This is a genomic window from Pseudomonas sp. PLB05 (assembly GCF_021106615.1).
Taxonomy (GTDB): domain Bacteria; phylum Pseudomonadota; class Gammaproteobacteria; order Pseudomonadales; family Pseudomonadaceae; genus Chryseomonas; species Chryseomonas benzopyrenica.
Window position 1 is genome coordinate 1,128,722 of record NZ_JAJOHO010000001.1, and the last position, 21,521, is coordinate 1,150,242.

Consider the following 21,521-nt stretch of genomic DNA (forward strand, 5'->3'; position numbering starts at 1 on the left):
AGTTATAACATAACAAATATTGATTCGTCATCAGGTCGTCAGGGCCACTTTTGCAGCGAGACACCTAGGCGTCAGGACCGTTGGAGCGACCCTTACCAACGATGGCGCACCGCGATAACCAGAGGCGGAGCGAACCGCCTCTTTCCGTCAAGCCGCCTGGGTTTCCGCCATCCGCTGTTCCAGCCGCTGCAGGAAGTTGAGCAGCAGGACCTCCTCCTCCTTCAACCCCTTGCGCTTGCGCGGTTTGGGCAGGGTGCAGAGGTCACCGGCCAGAAAGGCATCCAGCACGCCTGGATGGATGTAGCACTTGCGGCATACCGCCGGGGTATTGCCCAGGGTGCGGGACACCGCCTTGACCATGTCCACCAGCTCTTTCTTGGCGTCGGTCTGGGTTTCACAACGCAATTCGCGCAGGGCTTCCAGGGCGAGGGCACTGCCGGCCCAGGTGCGATAGTCCTTGGCGGTGAAATCCGCACCGGTCAGCTCGTGCAGGTAGGCGTTGACGTCGGATGAGGTCACGGTATGGCGTTCGCCATCGCCATCCACGTACTGGAAGAGGTGCTGGCCAGGCAACTCCAGACACTTCTTCACGGTGCGTGCCAGCCGCGGATCGCTGACCTTGATGTCATGCTCCACACCGCTCTTGCCACGGAAGTGGAAGGCGATGGTATTACCGTGCACCTCGGCATGCCGGTTGCGCAGGGTAGTGAGCCCATAGGACTTGTTGCTCTTGGCGTACTGGGCATTGCCCACCCGGATCAGGGTGGCATCGAGCAGACTGATGACCGTGGCCATGACCTTCTCACGGCACAGGCCGCGCCGAGCGAGATCCTCTTCCACCCGTTGCCGCAGCTTGGGCAAGGCCTGCCCGAAGGCCAGCATCCGCTCATACTTGTCGGTATCGCGGATCTCGCGCCAGCGCGGATGGTAGCGATATTGCTTGCGCCCGCGGGCATCGCGTCCGGTGGCCTGCAGATGGCCATTGGCGTCCGAGCAGATCCAGACATCGGTATAGGCCGGCGGAATGGCCAGCTTGTTGATGCGTTCGATTTCCGCCTGATCGCGGATGCGTTCGCCCTCGGGCGTGAAGTAGGCCCACTTGCCACGCAGCTTGCGGCGGCTCAGGCCGGCCTGATTGTCATCGACGTAGTTGAGATCGGGCGGCAGGGGGGTACAGAGGGCGGTTCCGGTATCGTCACGCTCATCGGCGGGGATGGGCAAGTCGGTCTGGGCGAGGCGTTGCATTACTTTCGAGCGAGAGGTCATGACTGCACCGACGTTTTCCTGGTCGAAACGGTGGACTCCAGGAAAAGGGACCAGGTTCTCATGACCGCACCCAAGCCGACCGACGTACAGCTGCGCGACGCCTTGCTGGCCAAGGCCCAGGCGTGTCGTCCGGGCACGACCTTTTGCCCCTCGGAAGTGGCACGAGGCCTGGCCGCGGACTGGCGACCGCTGATGGAGCCCTTGCGCGACACGGCACGGGAACTGGCTCGCGAAGGTCGACTGCGGGTGACGCAAAAGGGCGAATCCCTGGACACTGAAGTGCCCTGGCGCGGTCCGATCCGATTAAGCTTGGCTTAAGCGGCGTTTAAGTTTCGATTAATGGCGGATCGCTACTCTGGACCCAGATCGAACAGCAACCAGAGAGAGAATCCTCATGAAAAAGCTCACCGCCCTCGCGACCGCCGCCCTCCTGCTCACCGGTGTGGGCGTCGCCCAGGCCCGCGACCTCGGCCCCGACGAAGCCCTCAAGCTGCGTGACAGCGGCAAGATCAAGAGCTTCGAGGTGCTCAACCAGGCCGCCATCGCCAAGCACCCGGGCTCGACCACCCACGAGACCGAACTGGAAGAAGAATATGGCCGCTACATCTACCAACTGGAACTGCGTGACCCCAAAGGTGTGAAATGGGATCTGGAACTCGACGCCACCACTGGCGAAGTCCTGAAAAATCAGCGCGACGACTGACCGTCGTCCTTGCCGGGCTGATCCTGCTCGGCGGCGTCTCTCCCCTGATTCAGGCCCGCGACCTGGATCAGGACGAGGCCCTCAGGCTGCGCAAGGAGGGGGTGATCCGGCCCCTGGAGACCCTGCTGCAGCGGGTCAACGAACGCTACCCCCAGGCCCGGCTGCTGGAAGCCGAGTTGGAAGAAGAAGACGGCCAGTATCGCTACGAGATCGAGATCCTCGTTGGCGATGTGGTCCGTGAACTGGAAATCGGCGCGATGGATGGCGCCATCCTGAAGGACGAGGTGGACGACTAGATGCGCCTGCTGCTGGTGGAAGACGATGTGGCCCTGGCCGACGAGATCGCGGCGTTCCTCTCGCGCCAGGGTTACGCCGTCGACTGGTTGGCCGATGGCCGCGACGCCGCCTGGCAGGGTGCCCAGGAGCCCTATGACCTTATCGTTCTCGACCTGGGCCTGCCAGGTCGGCCAGGCCTCGAGGTGCTCGGAGAGTGGCGCGCCGCCGCGCTGGCGACGCCAGTGCTGATCCTGACGGCGCGCGACAGCTGGGCCGAACGCATCGATGGCCTCAAGGCGGGCGCCGATGACTACCTTACCAAGCCCTTTCACCCCGAAGAGCTGGGCCTGCGGATCGCCGCGCTGCTGCGGCGGGTGCGTGGCGTCGCCAATCAGCCACTGCTGCAAGCCGGGGGATTGGCGCTGGACGAGGCGCGCCAGTGCGTGGTCCGTGGCGGTGACACTATCGCCCTCAGCGCGGCGGAATTTCGCCTGCTTCGCTGTTTTCTGCTGCATCCCGGCCAGATCCTGTCCAAGACGCGACTCAACGATCACCTGTATGACGGCGAGAGCGAGCGGGATTCCAACGTCATCGAGGTGCACGTCAATCACCTGAGGCGCAAGCTGGGGCGGGACGTCATCGAGACCCGTCGCGGTCAGGGCTATCGCCTGGGTGGTGTCGATTGAGATCCATCCAGACCCACCTCAGGGTCGGGCTGGTGGCCATCCTGCTGGTGGCCGGTCTGGTGCTGGTACTCGGCGGCGCCTGGCTGGTGGATCATGCCCTGCGCCGCTATCTGGAAACCGGGCTACGCGGCGAGACGGAAAATCTGCTCGCTGCCCTGGTACGCGGCCCCCATGGCCTGCAGTTGGACGAGGGACGCCTGGGCAGCCTCTACACCCGGCCGTTGTCGGGCCGCTATTTCCTGATCGAGATCCCGGCGCTGGATATCCGCTGGCGCTCGCGCTCGCTATGGGATGCGCAACTGGAAGCGCCGCCCGGCAATGGCTTGAGCGATACCCTGGCGGACGGTCCCAGTGGCCAGCGCCTGCTCACCTACCGCGCTGATTACCAGCGCTATGGCCAGACGGTGCAGGTCACGGTCGCCGACGACTACAACCCCTTGCTGGCCAACCTGCAGCGTATCCTCGCCTTCGGCGCCCTGTTGGGCCTGGCGACCCTGCTGGTGGTCCTGCTGCTGCAGCGGCTGATCGTGCGTCGGGCGCTGCGTCCACTGGAGCAGGTGCGCGAGCAGATCGCCCAGCTGCACCAGGGCCGCCGCTCGACGCTGGACGCCAGCGTGCCCACCGAACTCGCGCCGCTGGTGGCGGAAATGAATGCGCTATTGCGCCATACCGAAGAAGGCCTCAAGCGTGCACGGCATGGCATCGGCAATCTGGGCCATGCGCTCAAGACGCCCTTGGCGGTGCTCACCAGCCTGGCCGAGCGGCCGGAATTGCAGGGGTTGCCGGAGCAGCGCGACAGCCTGCGCGAGCAGTTGGCGCGCATTCGCGAACGGCTGGAGCGAGAGCTGCGCCGTGCCCGACTGGCCGGCGAGGCCTTGCCGGGTGCTCATCTGGACGTCGCCGAGCTGCGCGAGCTCTGCGTGCTGCTCAATCGGCTGCATGGCGAGCACCTGAGTTTCGACTGCCAACTGCCCGTAGGGCTTCGGCTGCCCTGGGACCGTGAAGACCTGCTGGAGCTGTTCGGCAATCTGCTGGACAACGCCGGCAAGTGGGCGGATCGGCAGGTCCGGCTGGAGGTGGCGCAGGATAAGGGGGGCTATCTGATCCGGGTCGAAGACGATGGACCCGGTGTGCCGGAAGCGGAGCGCGAGGCCATTCTGGACCGGGGCTCCCGTCTGGATGAGGCGGTGGCGGGGCATGGGTTGGGCCTGGGGATTGCTCGGGACATCGTCGACAGCTGCGGTGGAACCCTGGCGCTAGAGGTCGCGGCGCTGGGCGGTCTCGCCGTGGTGATCCGTCTGCCATTGCCTGGTGCCGGCACCAGGCATTCGTCCGGGAGATGACTCTGCGGTCAAGTTTGTGGGCAAGGGGTCGATAACGCCCTGAGCTCTTGCGACCAAGGAGAACCCCGTGAGCCTGAAACTGAAAGTCACCCTGCTGGCAGTGCTGCCCGTTTGCCTCTTCACTGTCGTCCTGGGCGGCCTGTCCTACTGGGTGTTCCAGGCGCAGGCAGCCAAGGATATCGCCGATGCCCGCGAGCGGCTCATGTTGCAGAGTCGCAGCGCCCTGCAGAATACCGTCGAAACGGCCGTGACCGTGGTCAAGCCGTTGTACGACAAGGCCGCTGATGGTGATACCGAGGCGCGCAAGGAGGCCATCCGCCTGCTGTCGGCCATCAGCTATGGCAAGGACGGCTATATCTTCGGCTACGACTCGAACGTCGTCCGGTTGTTCAAGGGCAACGACCCGGCCGGCATCGGTAAGAGCTTCAAGGACAACCGCGACCCGGCTGGCGTCTACCTCAACCAGGAACTGGTTCGGGTCGGCAAGGATGGCTCGCATTTCAGTCGCTACAGCTCATCGCTGCCCGGCAACAAGGACGTGCTGGTGCCCAAACTCGCCTACACCGACTACCTGCCCAAATGGGATCTGGTGATCGGCTCGGCGGTGAATCTGGATGGCGTGGAGGCCGAGGTCGCTGCCGTGGCCCAGCAGGTCGCCAAGCGCACCCAGGACCAGCTCTGGCTGATCTTCGGCGTGGCCGGCGTGCTGCTGGTGGTGATCGGCATCGTCGCGCAGCTGTTTGCCGCCCGCACCCTCAGGCCTCTGGCGCAGATCCGGGAGAATCTCGACGACATTGCGGCCGGGGAGGGCGATCTGACCCGCCGCCTGCCGGTCAACGGGCGTGACGAGATCGGTGAACTCGCCGCCGCCTTCAATCGCTTCGTCGATCGCATCCAGGGCACCATCGCCCAGGTCGTCGACATCACTCACCAGTTCACCGGTCTGCTCGACGACGTCGCCCAGCAGGCCCAGCGCACTGATCGCGACATGCAGCGCCAGCGCAGCGAAACCGACCAGGTGGCCACCGCCATCAACCAGATGTCCGCGGCGGCCCAGGAAGTGGCGAGCAGTGCCCTGCAGGCCTCCGAAGCCACCCGTCAGACCGAGGAGAAAGGTCGGCTGGCCCGCGAGACGGTTGCCACCAGCGTTGCGCGCATTCACGAACTGGTCGAGGAGGTCCGCCAGAGCAGCGTGTCCCTGGATGGCCTCAAGCAGGACGTGGGCGCCATCGTCGGCGTGCTCGACGTGATTCGCGCCATTGCCGAGCAGACCAATCTGCTGGCCCTCAATGCTGCCATCGAAGCGGCTCGGGCGGGCGAGGCCGGTCGCGGTTTCGCCGTGGTCGCCGACGAGGTACGAGCCCTGGCCAGCCGGACGCAGCAGAGCACCCAGGAAATCCAGGCCATGATCGATCGCCTGCAACAGGCTACCGGCCGCGCGGTCGGGGCCATGGAACGCTCGGGCGGTATGGGCGAGGCCACTACGGCTCAGGCCGAGCAGGCAGGTACCGCCTTGGCCGCGATCAGCGAGCTGATCGCCACCATCAACGCCATGAACAGCCAGATCGCAAGTGCCGCCGAGGAGCAGACGGCGGTGGCCGAAGAGGTCAATCGCAGCGTCCACACCATCGCCAGTGCGGTCGACAGCATGGCCCAGGGTGCCCAGCAAGGCGCGCGCAACACCGCCGGCATGGTCGGCCTGGGCGATCGCCTGGACGGCCTGGTTCGTCAGTTTCGCGTATGATCCCGGGCGCGCCGGCCACGCCGGCGCGCCTCTTCGGGTCGAGTTGGGGGTGCTTATGGGAACCCCACGGCTTCCGAGGCTCTAAGCAAGGCCTGTCATCCTTGTGTGGAATCGCGAAAGCCAATGAAAAGTGCTCGGCTGGAAAACAAGACGTTCCTGATCCTGCTGGTAGTGGTCTCCCTAGCCTTCGTCTGGATCCTCACGCCCTTCCTAGGGGCGGTGTTCTGGGGCGCCATTCTCGCCATCCTGTTCGCCCCGCTGCAGCGCTGGTTCGTCCGCCGCTTCAACAATAGACGCAACCTCGGGGCGCTCTGCACCCTGTTCGTGATCCTGCTGATCGTCATCCTGCCAGTGGTGTTCATCGCCATTTCCCTGGTGCAGGAAGGCTCGCTGCTGTACCAGCAGGTCAGCAGCGGTCAGCTCAACTTCGGTCAGTACTATCAGCAGATCTGGGGCGCCTTGCCGGATTCGGTACGTGGCGTGCTGGAGCGCTTCGGCGCCGGTGACCTGGACGGCATTCGCGAGAAACTCTCCGAAGGTGCCATGCAGGGCAGCCAGTTCGTCGCCACCCAGGCCTTCAGCTTTGGTCAGGGCACCTTCCAGTTCCTGATCGGCTTCGGCGTGATGCTCTATCTGCTGTTCTTCCTCCTGCGCGACGGTTCGCAACTGGTGGCGCTGATCCGCAAGGCCATTCCGCTGAGCGACATGCACAAGCGCAGCCTGATGGCCAAGTTCACCGCCGTGGTGCGCGCCACGGTCAAGGGCAACATCATCGTTGCCGTGGTGCAGGGCGCCCTGGGCGGCTTCATCCTCGGCGTGCTGGGCGTCCAGGGCGCTGTACTCTGGGGCACCCTGATGGCCTTCCTGTCGCTGCTGCCCGCGGTCGGCTCAGCGCTGATCTGGGTGCCGGTGGCCATCTACTTCCTGGCCACCGGTTCAGTGATCAAAGGGGTCATCCTGATCGTCTTCGCCGTGGTGGTGATCGGTCTGGTGGACAACCTGCTGCGCCCCATCCTGGTCGGCAAGGACACCAAGATGCCCGACTACGTGGTGTTGATCTCCACCATCGGCGGCATGTCGCTGTTCGGCCTGAACGGCTTCGTCATCGGCCCGCTGATCGCCGCCCTGTTCATGTCCACCTGGGATCTGTTCAGTCACCGCGACGATATCTGACGGCCAGCGTGCTCCGGGAAACTGGAGCACGCGAGTGAGCTGGGCGCTTTGAGAGCGGCTGACGAAGCGCTGGCGAGCGGTTGTCAGGCGCGTGCCCGCCTGGCGGACGCGCAGTCTGTTCTATTGGCTGCTCGCTAGCCCTGGTCGGGCTCGGAGGGATAGCGGGTCGCGACCAGGCTTTCCTTGACCTTGCGCAGGTGCGGTTGGAAATCCACGCCGCGCTTGAGCGTGACGCCGGTGGCCAGGATGTCCAGCACGGTGAGCTGGATGATCCGCGAGGTCATGGGCATGTAGATGTCGGTGTCTTCCGGCAACGGGATGTCCAGACTGTGGGTGCAGACCTTGGCCAGGGGGGTATTGCTGGCGGTGAGGCCGAGCACCGAGGCGCCGTTGTCCCGCGCCAGCTTGGCCACGTCCACCAGTTCGCGGGTGCGGCCGGTATAGGAGATGATCACGAACAGATCGCCAGTCCTGGCGATGGACGCGAGCATCCGCTGCATCAGTACATCCGAATGCGCCGACACCGCCATGTTGAAGCGGAAGAACTTGTGCTGGGCGTCCAGAGCCACCGGTGCCGAGGCACCCAGGCCGAAGAAGTGGATCTGCCGCGCCTGGATCATCAGATCCACCGCGCGATCGACGGTGCGGGCGTCCAGCCGCTGGCGGGCGCTGTCCAGCGAGGCGATGGTGCTGCTGAAGATCTTTTCCGCGTAGGCCTCGGATTCGTCGTTGGCTTCCACCGCCTGACTGACATAGACCGCGCCGCTGGCGATGCTCTGCGCCAGCTGGATCTTCATTTCCGGATAGCCGCTCACGCCCAGGGAGCGGCAGAAGCGGTTGACGGTGGGTTCGCTGACCTGCGCCGCCTGGGCCAGGGCCGCGATGGTGTAGCGCGTGGCCTGCCGGGGATTCTGCAGGATGACCTCGGCGACCTTGCGCTCCGCACGGTTGAGTTCGCCGATGCGGGTCTGGATGGTTTGCAGCAGGGTGCTGGCACGATCCATGAGAACTCCTAGTGGTTGTTGTGCCTCTATCCTAAGGCTATAAAAGGTTTGGGCCGAGGTTACCCCTGCGCCGTATTTTTTAATATAAAGACTACGCGAATCGCCCCAGCTCCCCTATCATGGTGCTGGAATATCTCAAACTTTAAGTAAAAGAACGAATATTTATGGCTGGCGTCCGAGTTCTACCCTGTACCCTGGCAATCTTCGGCGCGTTGGGCGACCTGGCCCTGCGCAAACTTTTCCCTGCCCTTTATCAGCTGGATCGTGAAGGTTTACTGCACGAGGATACCCGCATCATGGCGCTGGCGCGTGACCAGGGCGATGGGGTCAAGCAGCTGGAGCACATCGAGGAGCGCCTGCGCCACTATGTGCCCAAGGCCGATTGGGACGAAACGGTATGGACGCGGATGCGTGGTCGCCTCGGCTATCGCGCCATCGATTTCCGCAATCGCGAAGACTATACGGGACTTGCCGAGGATGTGGGTGAGACCTCGCCGCTGACCGCCTATTTCGCGACCCCGGCGCTGGTCTACAGTGCCATCTGCGAGAACCTCGCCGCCGTCGGTCTGTGCGAGCGCACCCGGGTGGTGATGGAAAAGCCCATCGGCTACGACCTGGAATCCTCCAAGGTGGTCAACGACGCCGTGGCGCGCTTCTTCCCCGAGGATCGCGTCTATCGCATCGATCACTACCTGGGCAAGGAAACCGTCCAGAACCTTATCGCCCTGCGTTTCGCCAACAGCCTGTTCGAGACCCAGTGGAACCAGAACTACATCTCCCATGTGGAGATCACCGTGGCCGAGAAGGTCGGCATCGAAGGCCGCTGGGGCTATTTCGACCAGGCTGGCCAGTTGCGCGACATGGTGCAGAATCACCTGCTGCAACTGCTTTGCCTGACCGCGATGGATCCGCCGGCGGATCTGTCGGCCGACAGCATCCGTGACGAGAAGGTCAAGGTGCTCAAGGCGCTGGAACCGATTACCGCCGACCAGCTGGCCAGCCGCGTGGTCCTGGGCCAGTACACCTCAGGCTACAGCGACGGCAAGCCGGTGCCGGGCTATCTGGAAGAGCCCAACTCCAACACCGAAAGCCGCACCGAGACCTTTGTCGCCATCCGCGCCGACATTCGCAACTGGCGCTGGTCGGGCGTGCCTTTCTATCTGCGTACCGGCAAGCGCATGCCGCAGAAGCTGTCGCAGATCGTCATCCACTTCAAGGAACCACCGCACTATATCTTCGCCCCCGAGCAGCGCAGCCTGATCAGCAACCGCCTGATCATCCGCATCCAGCCGGACGAGGGTATTTCGCTGCAGGTGATGAGCAAGGACCAGGGTCTGCGCAAGGGCATGCAACTCCGCAGCGGTCCGCTGCAACTCAATTTTTCCGAGACCTTCAAGCATCTGCGCACCCCGGATGCCTATGAGCGGCTGTTGCTGGAAGTCATGCAGGGCAACCAGTCGCTGTTCGTCCGCAAGGACGAGATCGAAGCGGCCTGGAAATGGTGCGATCAGCTGATGGATGGCTGGTCGAAGATGGGCGACTCGCCCAAGTCCTATGCCGCCGGCAGCTGGGGTCCGCTGACCTCCATCGCACTGATCGCACGAGACGGGAGATCCTGGTATGGCGACGTCTGACTTGGGGCAGGGCGTGACCCTGCGCGAATTGCCCGACCGCGAGGCCCATGCCACGGCGTTGGCCGAGACGGTCACCACCGCGCTGCGCGAGGCTCTGGCGGCCCGTGGCGAGGCCTTGCTGATCGTTTCCGGTGGGCGCAGTCCGGTGCCCTTCCTAGAACGCCTGGCTCAGGCGGACCTGGAGTGGTCCAAGGTGCTGGTCACCCTGGCCGACGAGCGCTGGGTACCCATCGATGACCCGGACAGCAACGCCGGCCTCTTGCGCAAGCACCTCTTCCAAGGACCTGCCGCTGCGGCCGGATTCGTCGATCTCTATACCCCGGCGGCCACTGCCCAGGAGGGCATGGTCCTGACCGAAGCCCGGCTCCGCGACGCCTTGGGTACGCCTGATGTGCTGGTCCTGGGGATGGGTGACGACGCCCATACCGCCTCGCTGTTCCCCGGCAGTCCCGGTCTGGAAGAGGCCCTGGATCCGGCCAGCGAACGCCTGAGCTTCCCCGGCGTGGCACCGTCCGCGCCCCAGACCCGCATCACCCTGAGCCGCGCCTATCTGAGCCGGGCGCGGCAACAGATCCTCGCCGTCCAGGGCGCGGGCAAGCGACAGGTACTGGAAACCGCTCTGGCCGAGGGCGACGAGCTGGCCACTCCGATCAAGGCGTTCCTGCGCGAACCCCTGGTCGTCTATTGGTGCCCCTGACGAGGAGTTGAGTTTTGGACATGCAGAACAAGATCGCGACCCTAGATGCCCTGTGCGCCCGCGCGCGCATTCTGCCGGTGATCGTGATCAACGATCCGGCCGACGTGCTGCCCTTTGCCGATGCCATGGCCGCTGGTGGTCTTACGGCGCTGGAGATCACCCTGAGATCCGCCCACGGGCTGGATGCCGTACGGCTACTGCGCCAGGAGCGTCCTGAGTTGGACGTGGGGGTGGGCACCGTGCTGGACGTGCGGATGTTCGACGCCGCGGTCGAGGCTGGCGCCCAGTTCATCGTCACCCCGGGCACCACCGAGGAAATTCTCCAGGCCGGGGTAGCGGCACCCATTCCGCTCTTGCCGGGCATCGCCACGCCCTCCGAGATCATGCAGGCCTATCGCCTGGGCTATCGCCGCTTCAAGCTGTTCCCCGCCAACGTCTATGGCGGCGTGGATGCGCTTAAAGCCTTCGCTGGTCCCTTCGCCGAGCTCAAGTTCTGCCCGACCGGTGGCGTCAATCCGGGCAATGTGAAGAACTACTTCCAGCAGCCCAATCTGCTGTGCGTCGGCGGTAGCTGGATGCTGCCGGGTGACGTGGTGAAAGCCAAGGACTGGACGCGCGTCGAACAACTCTGCCGCGAGGCCCTGGCGACGCTCGACTGAGCCTGCGGCCATCCGTCACCCGCTGGGCTAGTGCGGTGTCTCTGAAGTTCGCGCAAGAATTGGCGAGTGATTTTTTGGCTGTGGCCAGGCGCCGGTACGAGTCATAGCAGGGCTATGGCGAGGAGTGGCAACGCCGCCACAGCCGAAAAAGCGCCGCCAAAATTGTGCAGTCAATTTCAGAGACACCACACTCGCTAGGCTGGCGCGAGCAGGGGCGCTATCATGCGCCCCTGTCTTTTTCCTGGCGCCCGTTCCGCGGCGCCTTTGTCGTCCACTACACCGGGAGGTGCCTGATGACCCTCGACAAGAATCCCCAAAACGAATCCCTCGAAGAAACCGTACCTGCGCCAGCTGGCGAAAAGCTGCAGAAGGTGCTGTCGCGCCTAGGCGTCGGCTCGCGTCGCGATGTCGAAGCCTGGATCGGCGAAGGCCGCATCAAGGTCAATGGCGTGGTCGCCCCCCTGGGGCTGCGAGTCATGCCCAAGGACGCCATCGCAGTGGACGGACGTCTGCTCAAGCGCGACCAGGCCGAGGAAGTGGTACGCCGGGTACTGATCTACAACAAGCCCGAGGGCGAGATCTGCACCCGTGACGATCCCGAAGGCCGACCCACCGTCTTCGACCGCCTGCCCAAGCCCAAGCAGGGCCGCTGGATCAATGTCGGTCGCCTGGACATCAACACCACCGGCCTGCTGCTGTTCACCACCGATGGTGAACTGGCCAATCGGCTGATGCACCCGTCCTACCAGATGGACCGCGAGTACGCGGTACGGGTACGTGGCGAGGTGACCGAAGAGATGCTGCTGCGCCTGAAGAACGGGGTGATCCTCGAAGACGGTCCGGCACGTTTCACCGACGTCCAGCAGGCGCCGGAAGGCGATGGCTTCAACCACTGGTTCCATTGCGTGGTGATGGAAGGCCGCAACCGTGAAGTCCGCCGGCTGTGGGAGTCCCAGGGTCTGGTGGTGAGCCGTCTGAAGCGCGTCCGTTTCGGTCCGGTGTTCATGACCAGTGATCTGCCGGTCGGTCGTTGGCGCGAGATGACCCAGGGGGAGATCGACATCCTCGCTGGCGAAGTCGGCCTGCCGCCAGTGGCGCTGCCGGCCATGGGCGGCAAGACCAAGGAAAAGCTCGAACGTCAGCAGCGCAAGACCGCGCGGCCGATCGATGCCGGTCGGGGTTCGCGCAACAAGCTCAACAAGGCAGGCAAGGCCAGCAAGCCCCAGGGGTCGGCCGTGGCCGAGCGGCCGAGCGAAATGGGCCGCAAGCCGGTCAGCAAGGGCCGTACCTCGCCTGGTATCGCGCCGCGTCGCGGTCCGAGCGGTGGCGGTACCGGCAAGGGCGGTCGCCGCTAAGCAGAGCGGTCGCCTGGCCCCAGGCGACCCTCAGGTCAGGCTGCAGGATCGATTGCGGCCTTCGGCCTTGGCCTGATAGAGGGCTCGATCCGCGCGCAGCAGCAAGCAGCGCGGGGACTCGACGTCACGTAGCGTCGCCAGTCCGAGGCTCAGGGTGACCGGCAGTGGAATGGCGCCGGCGGTCTCCGATTGAGCTTCGACAGCCGCTCTCAGGCGCTCCGCCACGATATGGGCTGCCTCATGACCGGTGGCCGACAGCAGCACGCAGAATTCCTCGCCGCCAAAGCGAAAGATCATGTCCATGCTTCTCAGGCAGTTGCTGAGGGTGCGGGCGGTCTGCCGCAGCACGTCGTCGCCGACGCTGTGGCCGAAGCGGTCGTTGATGCGTTTAAAGTGGTCCAGATCCAGCATCAGCAGCGACAGGGGCTGCTGGGTACGGCGCGCCAGCTCCAGCTCCCGCACCAGGGCGCGGTCCAGGGCGTTGCGATTGCCGACCCCGGTGAGGGCATCGCGCAGGGCATTGTTCTGCGCCTCGCGATAGAGCAGGGCGTTGCGCAGGGGAAACAGCAGGGTGCCGAGGAGGTATTCCAGCGCACTGAGTTCGCTGTCCTGGAAGCGCTCCTGACGGTAGAAGGTCAGCTCGCCCAGGCGGATATCGCCCTGGCTCAGGTGGTAGTGCACCTGGTGACCCTGCTCTTCGCCCAGTCTGATGACCACGTCTTCTGCGGCGTTGCGATAGGCGAGCCCAGGCACGTCCACGAGGGTATACACCTCCTGCCGAAAGAGCTGCAGGACCCGTTCGAGATCCAACGATGACTGCAGGACGCTGAGCAGGCGCTGACGTAGCGTACTCAGCACCAGGGGATCGCTTTCGCGAACGGGGGCCACCTGGCTGGCGTTACGCTGCTGGCGAGCGCGATCGAGATTGATGGTGTTGGATGAGGGCGGGACCATGCCTGTTCTCCTTGGCGGATAGTCCCTCTGAAGCGAGAAGCGTGCCAGTATTATAGTTTTATAAAAATCAATGACTTAGGCGGATGATGGCGATTAGCCGTCTATAAGTTGGCGCCTGGAAGCCAAGCGGACCCCATAGGCGGCCCGCTCGCGACGATTTTCCGACGCGGTTCAGACCTTGAGCACCAGCTTGCCGAAGTTCTCGCCGGAGAACAGCTTCATCAAGGTCGTGGGGAAGGTGTCCAGGCCTTCCACCACATGCTCGCGGGACTTGAGCTGGCCGTCGGCCAGCCAGATCGCCAGCTGCTGTTGCGCCTCGGCATAGCGGGCGGCGTGGTCGAGGACGATGAAGCCTTCCATGCGGGCGCGATTGCTCAATAGCGCCAGATAGTTCTGCGGGCCCTGGATCTTGTCGCTGTTGTACTGGCTGATGGCACCGCACAGGACTACCCGGGCGCGGAAATTGATCTGCGCCAGGACCGCATCCAGGGTCGGGCCGCCGACGTTGTCGAAATAGACGTCGATACCGTTGGGGCACTCACGGCGCAGGGCGGCCGCCAGGTCTGGCTCGGCCTTGTAGTCGATGGCAGCGTCGAAGCCCAGCTCCTCGATCAGATAGCGGCATTTTTCCGCACCGCCGGCGATGCCCACCACGTGGCAGGCCTTGAGCTTGCCGATCTGGCCGACCATGCTGCCGACCGCGCCGGCGGCGCCTGAGACCACGAGGGTCTGGCCGGCCTTGGGCTCGCCGACTTCCAGCAGGCCGAAGTAGGCGGTGAGGCCGGTCATGCCGAGTACCGAGAGATACTGGGGCAGGCTGGCCTTGCTGGGATCCACCGGGTAAAAGCCCTGGGGTTCGCCCAGGTAGTAGTCCTGGATGCCGAGCATGCCGTTGACGGTATCGCCCACCTTGAAGTCCGGGTGGTTGGAGGCCACCACCTCACCCACGCCCAGGGCGCGGATGACCTCGCCGATACCGATGGGCTTGATATAGGACTTGCCCTCGTTCATCCAGCCACGCATGGCCGGGTCGAGGGACAGGAACAGATTCTTGATCAGCACCTGGCCGGCGCCGGGTTCGCCGACCGGCTGCTCGACGCGCTCGAAGGTGTCGGCGGTGGGTTCGCCGGAGGGGCGTTTGGCGAGCAGGAACTGGCGATTGGTACGGGACATGGTGTTCTCCTGACGGGAAGGATGCAGTTCCGACCGGTCAGGAGGGTTTCAGGTTCTACCGGCGGCGTGCGGTGAGTAGCAAACTGGCCAATAGACCGGCCACCAGACCCCAGAAGGCAGAGCCTACGCCGGCCAGCGTCAGCCCCGAGGCGGTGACCAGAAAGGTGATCAGCGCCGGTTCGCGTTGGCTGGGTTCGGCCAGGGCGCCGTGCAAACCGTTCATTATGGAACCCAGCAGCGCCAGGGCGGCCACCGAGATCACCAGTTCGCTTGGCAGCGAGGCGAATAGCGCGGCCAGGGTGGCGCCGAACAAACCGGCGATGCCATAGAAAAATCCGCACCAGACCGCCGCCGTATAACGTTTGCTGGCGTCTTCATGGGCCTGGGGACCGGTGCAGATCGCCGCGCTGATGGCCGCCAGGTTTATGCCATGGGAGCCGAAGGGGGCCAGCAGCAAGGAGGCGAGGCCGGTGGTGGCGATCAGCGGCGAGGCTGGAACCGCGTAGCCATCCGTACGCAGCACGGCGATGCCGGGCATGTTCTGTGACGCCATGGCCACCACGAACAGCGGGAGGGCGATGCCGATGGTGGCGGCCAGGGAAAAGGTCGGGGTGGTCCATACCGGCACCGCCAGTTCCAGCCGTAGGGCGTGGAAGTCCAGCAAGCCCAGTCCGGCGGCCAGCAGCAGGCCGACCACCAGGGCCACCAGCACGCAATAGCGCGGCCACAGCCGCTTGGCTACCAGATAGCCCAGGGCCATGCCCAGCACCAGCCCGGTCTGGTGCTGGGCTGCCGCGCAGATCTCGATGCCGATGCGAAACAGGATGCCGGCCAGCAGGGCGGCGGCGAGGGCCGGGGGTACCCGACGCAGTAGACGGTCGACGCTGCCGGTGAGGCCGCCCAGGGCGAGCAGCACCGCGCAGAGGACGAAAGCGCCGATGGCATCGCTGTAGGGCACGGAGGGCAGGCTGGTGACCAGCAGGGCGGCGCCCGGGGTCGACCAGGCGATGACGATGGGGGTGCGGTACTTCAACGACAGGCCGATGGTGGTCAGGGCCATGCCGATGGACAGCGCCCAGATCCAGGAGGAAATCTGGCCCGTGCTGAGCCCCGCGTTCTGGCCGGCCTGGAACATCAGCACCAGGGAGCTGGTGTAGCCCACCAGCATGGCGACGAAACCGGCGACCACGGCGGCGGGGGAGCTATCGGCCAGCGGGGTAAGGCGTTGCGGAGCCGCGTGCATCAAAAACCTCAGTGATGGCCGAACAGGATGGGGTAGAGGGACAGCACCAGCAGCAGCGCCATGCTCCAATTGAACAGCCGCAGGCGCGCCGGACTGCTGAGCAGGCGGCGCAGGCCCATGCCGAACAGCGTCCAGAGGCTGACGCTGGGCAGGTTGATCAAGGCGAAAAGCAGGGCGACCAGCAGCAGATTGGCGGTGAAGTTCTCGGCCGGAATATAGGCGGTGACCGCGCCAATCGCCATCACCCAGGCCTTGGGATTGACCCACTGGAAGGCCGCAGCCTGGAAGAAGCCGAAGGGCTTGCCGCTGCCTGACTCCCGCGGCGTGGGGGCCGCGGCGGTGGCCAGTTTCCAGGCCAGATACAGCAGGTAGGCGCCACCGATCACCCGCAAGGCGATCTGCAGCGGCGGATAGAGCACGAACAGCTGACCCAGTCCGAGACCGGTGCAGATGACCAGCAGCATATGCCCCAGGCTGATGCCGAACATGTGCGGCAGGGTACGGCGGAAACCGAAATTGACCCCCGACGCCAGCAGCATCATGTTGTTGGGACCGGGCGTGGCGGAAGAGACGAAGGCGAAGAGCATGAAGGCGGAGAGCAGTTCGACGGTCATGAGGGCATCCCTGAGCTTTGCGTCAGCTTAGCCAGGCACCTGGGGCCGGTATCCATACACCAGGGCCGCGAACGAGCAGTACAGTTTTCAGGAGTTGACCGAGGGTTCCGAACTGTCCTGGCTACCAGCGGTGTCCTGGCGATCAGCCAGGGCCTGGTTGAAGGCCAGCCAGCCCTCGGCCGCGGTCGGCCCGGCCGTGGCCAGCGCCGCCTGCACCAGGCGCATCTGCTCGCGTCTCAGGGTCTGCTCCAGCGCAGCGCCGCCCCGGGTCAGCGACAGCCGCCGCTTGCGCTTGTCCGTGGCATCCGTCTCCATGGCCACCAGTTGCATCTCCAGCAACTGCCGCAGCGGAATGTTCAACGCCTGCTTGCTGACCCCGAGCACCTCCAGCAGGGCTTTGTTGCTGAGCCCCGGCTCGCGGGCGATAAAGAACAGGATGCGCTGATGGACCCGGCTCAGGCCACGGCGCGCCAGCATGTCGTCGGCCTTGGCGGTGAAGGCCTGGTAACTAAAGAAGAAGGTCTCCATGACCAGGCGCTGCTGAGCGGTCTGATTTAGGTCAAGCATATTGACTTGTCTTTCCGGTGTGGATTAGGGTCGGTCAAGTAGTTTGACTCATTAGCCGGCCACGGGCCACAGGAGGGCAGATGGCATTTTCCGAACGGGTAAGCCGACTCAAGAGCAGCCTGATCCGCGACATCCTGGCGGCGGCGCAGCGGCCGGAGGTGATGTCCTTCGCCGGCGGTCTGCCGGCCGAGCGCTGTCTGCCGGCGGTGGACTGGAGCCAGCTGCCGGCCGGCTTGGGCCAGTACGGCATGAGCGAGGGCGAGCCGGCGCTGCGCGAGGCCATCGCCGCCCAGGCGCGCGACTATGGCCTGGACTGTACGGCGGACCAGGTGCTGGTCACCACCGGTTCGCAGCAGGCGCTGGACCTGATCGCCAAGCTGTATCTCGATGTCGGCACGCCGGTGCTGGTGGAGGGCCCCACCTATCTGGCCGCGCTGCAGAGCTTCCAGTTCTTTGGCGCCGATTGCCTGGAGGTCAGCCTGACCCCGGAGGGGCTGGATCTGGACGCCTTGCGCCTGCGGCTGAAAGAGCGGCGCCCGGCCTTCGCCTACCTGATCCCGACCTTCCAGAATCCCTCCGGCGTGCGCTACTCCACGGCCAACCGTGCGGCCGTGGCAGCGCTGCTGGACGAATTCGGCGTGACCCTGGTCGAGGACGAGCCCTATCGCGAACTCAGCTATGACGGCGCCCCGGCACGACCGCTGTGCGCCCAGTTGCAGCGCAGCGCCTGGATCCATACCGGCAGCCTGTCCAAGACCCTGTTGCCCGGCCTGCGCGTGGGCTACCTCATCGCCTCGCCGGAGCTGCTCAAGCCGTTGCGAGCGCTCAAGCAGGCCGCCGATCTGCATACCTGCCGCATGAGCCAGTGGCAGGTGCTGCAATGGCTCGGCAGCGAGCGCTACGCAAGGCACTTGCAGGAGGTGCGGGCCTTCTACCGCGAGCGTCGCGATGGCTTCGCTGAGGCGCTGACCCGGCACTTCAGCGAGCTGGCCGATTGGCAGATTCCCCAGGGCGGGCTGTTTTTCTGGTTGCAGCTGAAAACGCCCCTGGATACCCGTACCCTGCTGGACGCGGCCCTGGCGCAGGACGTCGCCTTCATGCCGGGCGAGCCGTTCTTCGCCGAGCCGGATCGCCACCCTGGCCTGCTGCGGCTCAACTTCAGCCATGTGCTGCCCGAGCGCCTGGATACCGGTCTGGCGCGCCTGGCCGACGTGATTCGCGACGCCACCCCTACCTACAAGGAGCTGTGAGATGTATCAGGTCTATGGCGATCGCCGTTCCGGCAACTGCTACAAGGTGGTGCTGATGCTGCACCTGCTCGGCGTGGAGTATCGCTGGCACGAGGTGGATATCCTCGCCGGCGAGACCCAGAGCGACGCCTTCCTGGCGAAGAATCCCAACGGCAAGATTCCGGTGCTGGAGCTGGAAGACGGCACCTGCCTGTGGGAGTCCAACGCCATTCTCAACTTCCTCGCCGACGGCACAGGCTTCCTGCCCAGCGAACCGCGGTTGCGCACCCAGGTGCTGCAATGGCAATTCTTCGAGCAATACAGTCACGAGCCCTATGTGGCGGTGGCGCGCTTCATCCAGCTCTATCAGGGGCTGCCTGCGGAGCGCCGTGAGGAGTACGAGGTCTGCCAGGTCCGTGGCTACAAGGCGTTGCGGGTGATGGAGCAGCAGCTGCAACGCACGCCTTTCCTGGTGGGGGAGCAGTATTCGATCGCCGATATAGCGCTCTATGCCTATACCCACGTCGCCCACGAAGGGGGCTTTCGCCTGGACGACTATCCGGCGATCCAGGCGTGGCTGGCACGGGTGGCGGCGCAGCCGGGCCATGTCGCCATCGGCTGAAACGCAAGGAGGGGCGCCAGGCTCCCCAGTGGGCGCCGGGGCGTGATCAGCGAGCGCTGACCACGAATTGCCAGTACTGGTTGAGTCGGCGCTCACCCCCGTTGGCGGTCAGCAGGACCGAGGACGGCGGCTTGGACTGCAGCTCCGGTAGCGATTTCATCAGCGTGCGCCAGTTGCTGTAGTAGGTCTGCAGGCAGCGCCGGGCGGTGCCGTTGTTCTGCAGGGAGGTCAGAGCCTTCTGATAGGCCGGTTCGATCTGCGACAGCGCCTGGGCGACGCAGCTGTCGGTATCGGAGAAACGGGCCGTGTCGCCGATCCGGGTACCGGCAATCACCGCCTTGTTCGCGCAACTCTTGAAGGCGATCATGCTGGCCTGCTCGAATTGCAGGGCATCCTGATCCATGGCGAAGGCGGGTGCGCTGCAGACGGCGGCTGCAACGAGGGCTAAGGCATAGGCGTGGCGTTTCATGGTGGCGTCCCTGGCTACGTCGGTAAGACGTGATGGCATCAATGCACAGCGGCAGACTGCACCGCTGAACAAATGTTCAGCGCAAAAGGCGGCAAAGCGCCATCAGGCGAATTCCACCAGACCGACGGTAGTGAGACCTATGAACAAGGTGGTCAGGACGACCATGGCGAACGCCAGGAGATAATCTTCCATCAGGGCTTTCCCTACTACGATGACGGCAGTAGGACCGATGGCAAATGGCCAGGTTCTTGCGGAAGGCGAGTCGGCGCAGACTAGCCGACGGAAGGTCATAGGTGGGGGTGAAGGCGGCGACACCCCAGGGGTGTCGCCGCATCGGCATCACTCGTTGAGACGGTTCTTGTCGAGCTGCTTGGCCAGGCCGGCGCCCAGATCGGCACCTGTCACCGGCGCTGCATTCGGGTCAGACATCGTACGGGTCGCGAGCTGTTCGACTGCCTTGGCCTGCATCGGCGGCAGCTTGACGCTGGCCAGGCCGTCGCCGCCGTCCACGGCGGGGCTGGGCTGTTCGACGAACTCCCAATCCTGACCCTGGTTCCACGGACCGCGCATATCGCCCTCGCCCTGCGACATGTTGTAGTAGACGCTGGCGAATTCCGGTCGCGGCGGCATCTTGCCCTGGGGGAAGTTCGGCTGGATGGAATGCAGCGCGTTCTCGAAGGACTTCTGGTGCGCGATCTCGCGGGTCATCAGGAAGCTCAGGGTGTCCTTGATGCCGGCATCGTCGGTGACGTTGATCAGGCGTTCGTAAACGATCTTGGCCCGGGCTTCGGCGGCGATGTTGGATCGCAGGTCGATGGTCGGTTCGCCGACGGTGTCGATATAGGCCGCAGTCCAGGGCACCCCGCCCGAGTTGATCAGTTGCGGGCCGCCACCGTAGAGGATCTGGGTGAGGTGGGAGTCATTGCCGGCACCGGTCAGAGAGCGGTACATGTCCGCTTCTTCCTGGGTCTTTTCCGCCAGGTCGCCCTTGGCGCCCTTGTTCAGCATGGCGATCATCGAGCCGATGATTTCCAGGTGGCTGAGTTCTTCGGTGGCGATGTCGAACAGCATGTCCTTGCGGCCCGGGTCGAGCTCGGCTATCGCCTGGGTGAAGTAGCGCATGGCGGCGGCGAGTTCGCCTTGGGGGCCGCCGAATTGTTCCAGCATCAGGTTGGCGAGGCCGGGATTGGGTTCGGACACGCGCACGGTATATTGCAGTCGCTTATTATGGACGAACATGTAACCTCCAGGGGCTAGTCACGGGTAACACGGGGTAGTTCAGCGCTTCGCGGTCAGATCGGGATCGGCGGAGCGTTCCAGGAAGGCTCTGGTGGTGACGGGCAGGTCTTCCAGCAACCAGGCCGCCATGGCCTTCTCCTGTTCGAGGATGCGTTCGCAGGCTTGCTGCGTTTCGGTATCACCGATCTCGGCAGCGGCGGCGATCAACGTGGTGTAGGTGGCGATTTCGATGTTCTCGAAGACATAACCGGCGATGGCGCCCTTGATGACCTCGTCGCTCATGGGCGCACCGCCAATCGCCTGACCCAGTGCCATCAACTTGCCGCCCATGTCCTTGAGCGTCGAGGCGCTGCTGCCGAGGCGGCTCAGGCAGCCTTCGAGGACCTGGCGTTGCTCCTGGGTTTCCTTGATGTGCTGCTCGATGCGTTGGCGCAGTTGCGGATAGTGCTCCAGCCGCGCGGCCTGGGCGGAAAGCATTTTCTCGGCCTGTTCTTCCATGGCATGAGCGTCACGCAGCCAGTCGATCAGGTTGTCTTGCTTGGAAGCCGTCATGGAAAACTCCTGCTCGTAGAGAGAGGCGACAACGGGCCGGAAGGCCCCGCCAGATTGCGTTCTGTCTGCTTATTAGTGGGGCACGGCTAGCAAGAGATTCGCGGTACGGCGGTCTTTCTGATCGATGGAAAAGGGCCAGGGATTTTGTTCTACAAGCCAAGCGGCAAAGGATCGTCTGGCAGGGCTGGTTGTTGGACAGCGACCCCTCCGCTGTACAACTCTTGTCCCAGTCAATCCTGAGTTTAGTAATATCTTTGCCGTTCGCGCCCCTAGGAAAACCGTTCACCCCGTACTTGCCGGAGAGGCAGGCATCTGTGTC

General features: G+C 64.5%; 23 protein-coding genes and 1 pseudogene. 14 read left to right on the plus strand and 10 right to left on the minus strand.

Annotated features, from left to right (window positions below; genetic code table 11):
- Positions 1–147 precede the first annotated feature (147 nt).
- Positions 148–1,245, minus strand: a complete 1,098-nt coding sequence (locus LRS53_RS05195) for a DNA topoisomerase IB (RefSeq protein WP_160922522.1) — start codon at positions 1,243–1,245, stop codon at positions 148–150.
- Between the two features lie 81 nt (positions 1,246–1,326).
- On the opposite strand from LRS53_RS05195, the gene LRS53_RS05200 reads away from it, so the two are divergent.
- The 8 genes and pseudogenes from LRS53_RS05200 to LRS53_RS05230 all read left to right on the plus strand — a co-directional run bounded on the left by LRS53_RS05200 (position 1,327) and on the right by LRS53_RS05230 (position 7,191).
- Positions 1,327–1,584, plus strand: a complete 258-nt coding sequence (locus LRS53_RS05200; RefSeq protein WP_231355185.1) for a DUF3253 domain-containing protein — start codon at positions 1,327–1,329, stop codon at positions 1,582–1,584.
- Between the two features lie 76 nt (positions 1,585–1,660).
- On the plus strand, positions 1,661–1,969 hold the full coding sequence (locus LRS53_RS05205) for a PepSY domain-containing protein (RefSeq protein WP_017640507.1): 309 nt from the start codon (positions 1,661–1,663) through the stop codon (positions 1,967–1,969).
- 20 nt (positions 1,970–1,989) lie between these two features.
- Complete coding sequence (locus tag LRS53_RS05210; protein WP_085984307.1) at positions 1,990–2,265, plus strand: PepSY domain-containing protein; 276 nt, start codon at positions 1,990–1,992, stop codon at positions 2,263–2,265.
- The gene (locus LRS53_RS05215) at positions 2,266–2,931 is read left to right on the plus strand and encodes a response regulator transcription factor (RefSeq protein WP_231355186.1); all 666 of its coding nucleotides are present in this window, start codon (positions 2,266–2,268) and stop codon (positions 2,929–2,931) included.
- The gene (locus LRS53_RS05220) at positions 2,928–4,274 is read left to right on the plus strand and encodes an ATP-binding protein (RefSeq protein WP_231355187.1); all 1,347 of its coding nucleotides are present in this window, start codon (positions 2,928–2,930) and stop codon (positions 4,272–4,274) included. The genes LRS53_RS05215 and LRS53_RS05220 overlap by 4 nt, the downstream gene beginning before the upstream one ends.
- A 151-nt stretch (positions 4,275–4,425) precedes the next feature.
- Positions 4,426–5,112: pseudogene (locus tag LRS53_RS23790) on the plus strand (cache domain-containing protein); the annotation flags it as partial.
- 201 nt (positions 5,113–5,313) lie between these two features.
- A complete protein-coding gene (locus tag LRS53_RS23795; RefSeq protein WP_442968483.1) occupies positions 5,314–6,018 on the plus strand; it encodes a methyl-accepting chemotaxis protein in 705 nt (234 codons plus the stop codon).
- Positions 6,019–6,141: 123 nt separating this feature from the next.
- On the plus strand, positions 6,142–7,191 hold the full coding sequence (locus tag LRS53_RS05230; RefSeq protein ID WP_231355189.1) for an AI-2E family transporter: 1,050 nt from the start codon (positions 6,142–6,144) through the stop codon (positions 7,189–7,191).
- Positions 7,192–7,325: 134 nt separating this feature from the next.
- Here LRS53_RS05230 and LRS53_RS05235 read toward each other — a convergent pair whose 3' ends face one another.
- The gene (locus LRS53_RS05235; protein ID WP_017640513.1) at positions 7,326–8,195 is read right to left on the minus strand and encodes a MurR/RpiR family transcriptional regulator; all 870 of its coding nucleotides are present in this window, start codon (positions 8,193–8,195) and stop codon (positions 7,326–7,328) included.
- Between the two features lie 164 nt (positions 8,196–8,359).
- Here LRS53_RS05235 and zwf point away from each other — a divergent pair, with 164 nt between their 5' ends.
- The 4 genes from zwf to rluB all read left to right on the plus strand — a co-directional run bounded on the left by zwf (position 8,360) and on the right by rluB (position 12,540).
- The gene (gene zwf / locus LRS53_RS05240; RefSeq protein WP_231355190.1) at positions 8,360–9,829 is read left to right on the plus strand and encodes a glucose-6-phosphate dehydrogenase; all 1,470 of its coding nucleotides are present in this window, start codon (positions 8,360–8,362) and stop codon (positions 9,827–9,829) included.
- Complete coding sequence (gene pgl / locus LRS53_RS05245) at positions 9,816–10,526, plus strand: 6-phosphogluconolactonase (protein WP_231355191.1); 711 nt, start codon at positions 9,816–9,818, stop codon at positions 10,524–10,526. Before zwf ends, pgl begins: the two co-directional genes overlap by 14 nt.
- 20 nt (positions 10,527–10,546) lie before the next feature.
- Positions 10,547–11,185: a bifunctional 4-hydroxy-2-oxoglutarate aldolase/2-dehydro-3-deoxy-phosphogluconate aldolase gene (locus LRS53_RS05250; RefSeq protein WP_044342103.1), complete on the plus strand. Its 639-nt coding sequence runs from the start codon at positions 10,547–10,549 to the stop codon at positions 11,183–11,185.
- Positions 11,186–11,478: 293 nt separating this feature from the next.
- Entirely contained in the window at positions 11,479–12,540 is a 1,062-nt protein-coding gene (rluB, locus tag LRS53_RS05255) for a 23S rRNA pseudouridine(2605) synthase RluB (RefSeq protein ID WP_064308638.1), read from the plus strand.
- Between the two features lie 30 nt (positions 12,541–12,570).
- Here the strand turns inward: rluB and LRS53_RS05260 are convergent, their stop codons facing one another.
- From LRS53_RS05260 to LRS53_RS05280, 5 genes are all read right to left on the minus strand, one after another.
- Positions 12,571–13,494: a GGDEF domain-containing protein gene (locus tag LRS53_RS05260; RefSeq protein ID WP_231355192.1), complete on the minus strand. Its 924-nt coding sequence runs from the start codon at positions 13,492–13,494 to the stop codon at positions 12,571–12,573.
- A 171-nt stretch (positions 13,495–13,665) separates the two neighbouring features.
- A complete protein-coding gene (locus tag LRS53_RS05265; RefSeq protein WP_064308640.1) occupies positions 13,666–14,667 on the minus strand; it encodes an NADP-dependent oxidoreductase in 1,002 nt (333 codons plus the stop codon).
- Between the two features lie 55 nt (positions 14,668–14,722).
- The gene (locus LRS53_RS05270; protein WP_231355193.1) at positions 14,723–15,910 is read right to left on the minus strand and encodes a benzoate/H(+) symporter BenE family transporter; all 1,188 of its coding nucleotides are present in this window, start codon (positions 15,908–15,910) and stop codon (positions 14,723–14,725) included.
- Positions 15,911–15,918: 8 nt separating this feature from the next.
- Positions 15,919–16,524 (minus strand): LysE family translocator, encoded by a 606-nt coding sequence (locus LRS53_RS05275; protein ID WP_064308642.1) that lies wholly within the window; start codon positions 16,522–16,524, stop codon positions 15,919–15,921.
- An 87-nt stretch (positions 16,525–16,611) separates the two neighbouring features.
- Positions 16,612–17,091, minus strand: a complete 480-nt coding sequence (locus LRS53_RS05280) for a MarR family winged helix-turn-helix transcriptional regulator (protein ID WP_231355194.1) — start codon at positions 17,089–17,091, stop codon at positions 16,612–16,614.
- 80 nt (positions 17,092–17,171) lie between these two features.
- Between LRS53_RS05280 and LRS53_RS05285 the strand changes: the two genes are divergently transcribed.
- Both LRS53_RS05285 and LRS53_RS05290 read left to right on the plus strand, forming a co-directional pair.
- Positions 17,172–18,341, plus strand: coding sequence for an aminotransferase-like domain-containing protein (locus LRS53_RS05285; protein ID WP_231355195.1), 1,170 nt, complete (start codon positions 17,172–17,174; stop codon positions 18,339–18,341).
- A gap of 1 nt (position 18,342) precedes the next feature.
- Positions 18,343–18,942: a glutathione S-transferase family protein gene (locus LRS53_RS05290; RefSeq protein WP_173147555.1), complete on the plus strand. Its 600-nt coding sequence runs from the start codon at positions 18,343–18,345 to the stop codon at positions 18,940–18,942.
- A gap of 46 nt (positions 18,943–18,988) precedes the next feature.
- Here LRS53_RS05290 and LRS53_RS05295 read toward each other — a convergent pair whose 3' ends face one another.
- The 3 genes from LRS53_RS05295 to LRS53_RS05305 all read right to left on the minus strand — a co-directional run bounded on the left by LRS53_RS05295 (position 18,989) and on the right by LRS53_RS05305 (position 21,202).
- Positions 18,989–19,411, minus strand: coding sequence for a hypothetical protein (locus LRS53_RS05295; protein ID WP_017640525.1), 423 nt, complete (start codon positions 19,409–19,411; stop codon positions 18,989–18,991).
- Positions 19,412–19,750: 339 nt separating this feature from the next.
- A complete protein-coding gene (locus LRS53_RS05300) occupies positions 19,751–20,650 on the minus strand; it encodes a manganese catalase family protein (RefSeq protein WP_231355196.1) in 900 nt (299 codons plus the stop codon).
- A 39-nt stretch (positions 20,651–20,689) separates the two neighbouring features.
- Positions 20,690–21,202, minus strand: coding sequence for a ferritin-like domain-containing protein (locus LRS53_RS05305; protein WP_017640528.1), 513 nt, complete (start codon positions 21,200–21,202; stop codon positions 20,690–20,692).
- Between the last annotated feature and the right edge of the window lie 319 nt (positions 21,203–21,521).

Bases quoted from the DNA above. Each gene is read 5' to 3' on its own strand.
- LRS53_RS05195 (WP_160922522.1), bottom strand. From the start codon at position 1,245: ATGCAACGCCTCGCCCAGACCGACTTGCCCATCCCCGCCGATGAGCGT.
- LRS53_RS05200 (WP_231355185.1), top strand. From the start codon at position 1,327: ATGACCGCACCCAAGCCGACCGACGTACAGCTGCGCGACGCCTTGCTG.
- LRS53_RS05205 (WP_017640507.1), top strand. From the start codon at position 1,661: ATGAAAAAGCTCACCGCCCTCGCGACCGCCGCCCTCCTGCTCACCGGT.
- LRS53_RS05215 (WP_231355186.1), top strand. From the start codon at position 2,266: ATGCGCCTGCTGCTGGTGGAAGACGATGTGGCCCTGGCCGACGAGATC.
- LRS53_RS23795 (WP_442968483.1), top strand. From the start codon at position 5,314: ATGTCCGCGGCGGCCCAGGAAGTGGCGAGCAGTGCCCTGCAGGCCTCC.
- LRS53_RS05230 (WP_231355189.1), top strand. From the start codon at position 6,142: ATGAAAAGTGCTCGGCTGGAAAACAAGACGTTCCTGATCCTGCTGGTA.
- LRS53_RS05235 (WP_017640513.1), bottom strand. From the start codon at position 8,195: ATGGATCGTGCCAGCACCCTGCTGCAAACCATCCAGACCCGCATCGGC.
- zwf (WP_231355190.1), top strand. From the start codon at position 8,360: ATGGCTGGCGTCCGAGTTCTACCCTGTACCCTGGCAATCTTCGGCGCG.
- pgl (WP_231355191.1), top strand. From the start codon at position 9,816: ATGGCGACGTCTGACTTGGGGCAGGGCGTGACCCTGCGCGAATTGCCC.
- LRS53_RS05250 (WP_044342103.1), top strand. From the start codon at position 10,547: ATGCAGAACAAGATCGCGACCCTAGATGCCCTGTGCGCCCGCGCGCGC.
- rluB (WP_064308638.1), top strand. From the start codon at position 11,479: ATGACCCTCGACAAGAATCCCCAAAACGAATCCCTCGAAGAAACCGTA.
- LRS53_RS05260 (WP_231355192.1), bottom strand. From the start codon at position 13,494: ATGGTCCCGCCCTCATCCAACACCATCAATCTCGATCGCGCTCGCCAG.
- LRS53_RS05265 (WP_064308640.1), bottom strand. From the start codon at position 14,667: ATGTCCCGTACCAATCGCCAGTTCCTGCTCGCCAAACGCCCCTCCGGC.
- LRS53_RS05270 (WP_231355193.1), bottom strand. From the start codon at position 15,910: ATGCACGCGGCTCCGCAACGCCTTACCCCGCTGGCCGATAGCTCCCCC.
- LRS53_RS05275 (WP_064308642.1), bottom strand. From the start codon at position 16,524: ATGACCGTCGAACTGCTCTCCGCCTTCATGCTCTTCGCCTTCGTCTCT.
- LRS53_RS05280 (WP_231355194.1), bottom strand. From the start codon at position 17,091: ATGCTTGACCTAAATCAGACCGCTCAGCAGCGCCTGGTCATGGAGACC.
- LRS53_RS05285 (WP_231355195.1), top strand. From the start codon at position 17,172: ATGGCATTTTCCGAACGGGTAAGCCGACTCAAGAGCAGCCTGATCCGC.
- LRS53_RS05290 (WP_173147555.1), top strand. From the start codon at position 18,343: ATGTATCAGGTCTATGGCGATCGCCGTTCCGGCAACTGCTACAAGGTG.
- LRS53_RS05295 (WP_017640525.1), bottom strand. From the start codon at position 19,411: ATGAAACGCCACGCCTATGCCTTAGCCCTCGTTGCAGCCGCCGTCTGC.
- LRS53_RS05300 (WP_231355196.1), bottom strand. From the start codon at position 20,650: ATGTTCGTCCATAATAAGCGACTGCAATATACCGTGCGCGTGTCCGAA.
- LRS53_RS05305 (WP_017640528.1), bottom strand. From the start codon at position 21,202: ATGACGGCTTCCAAGCAAGACAACCTGATCGACTGGCTGCGTGACGCT.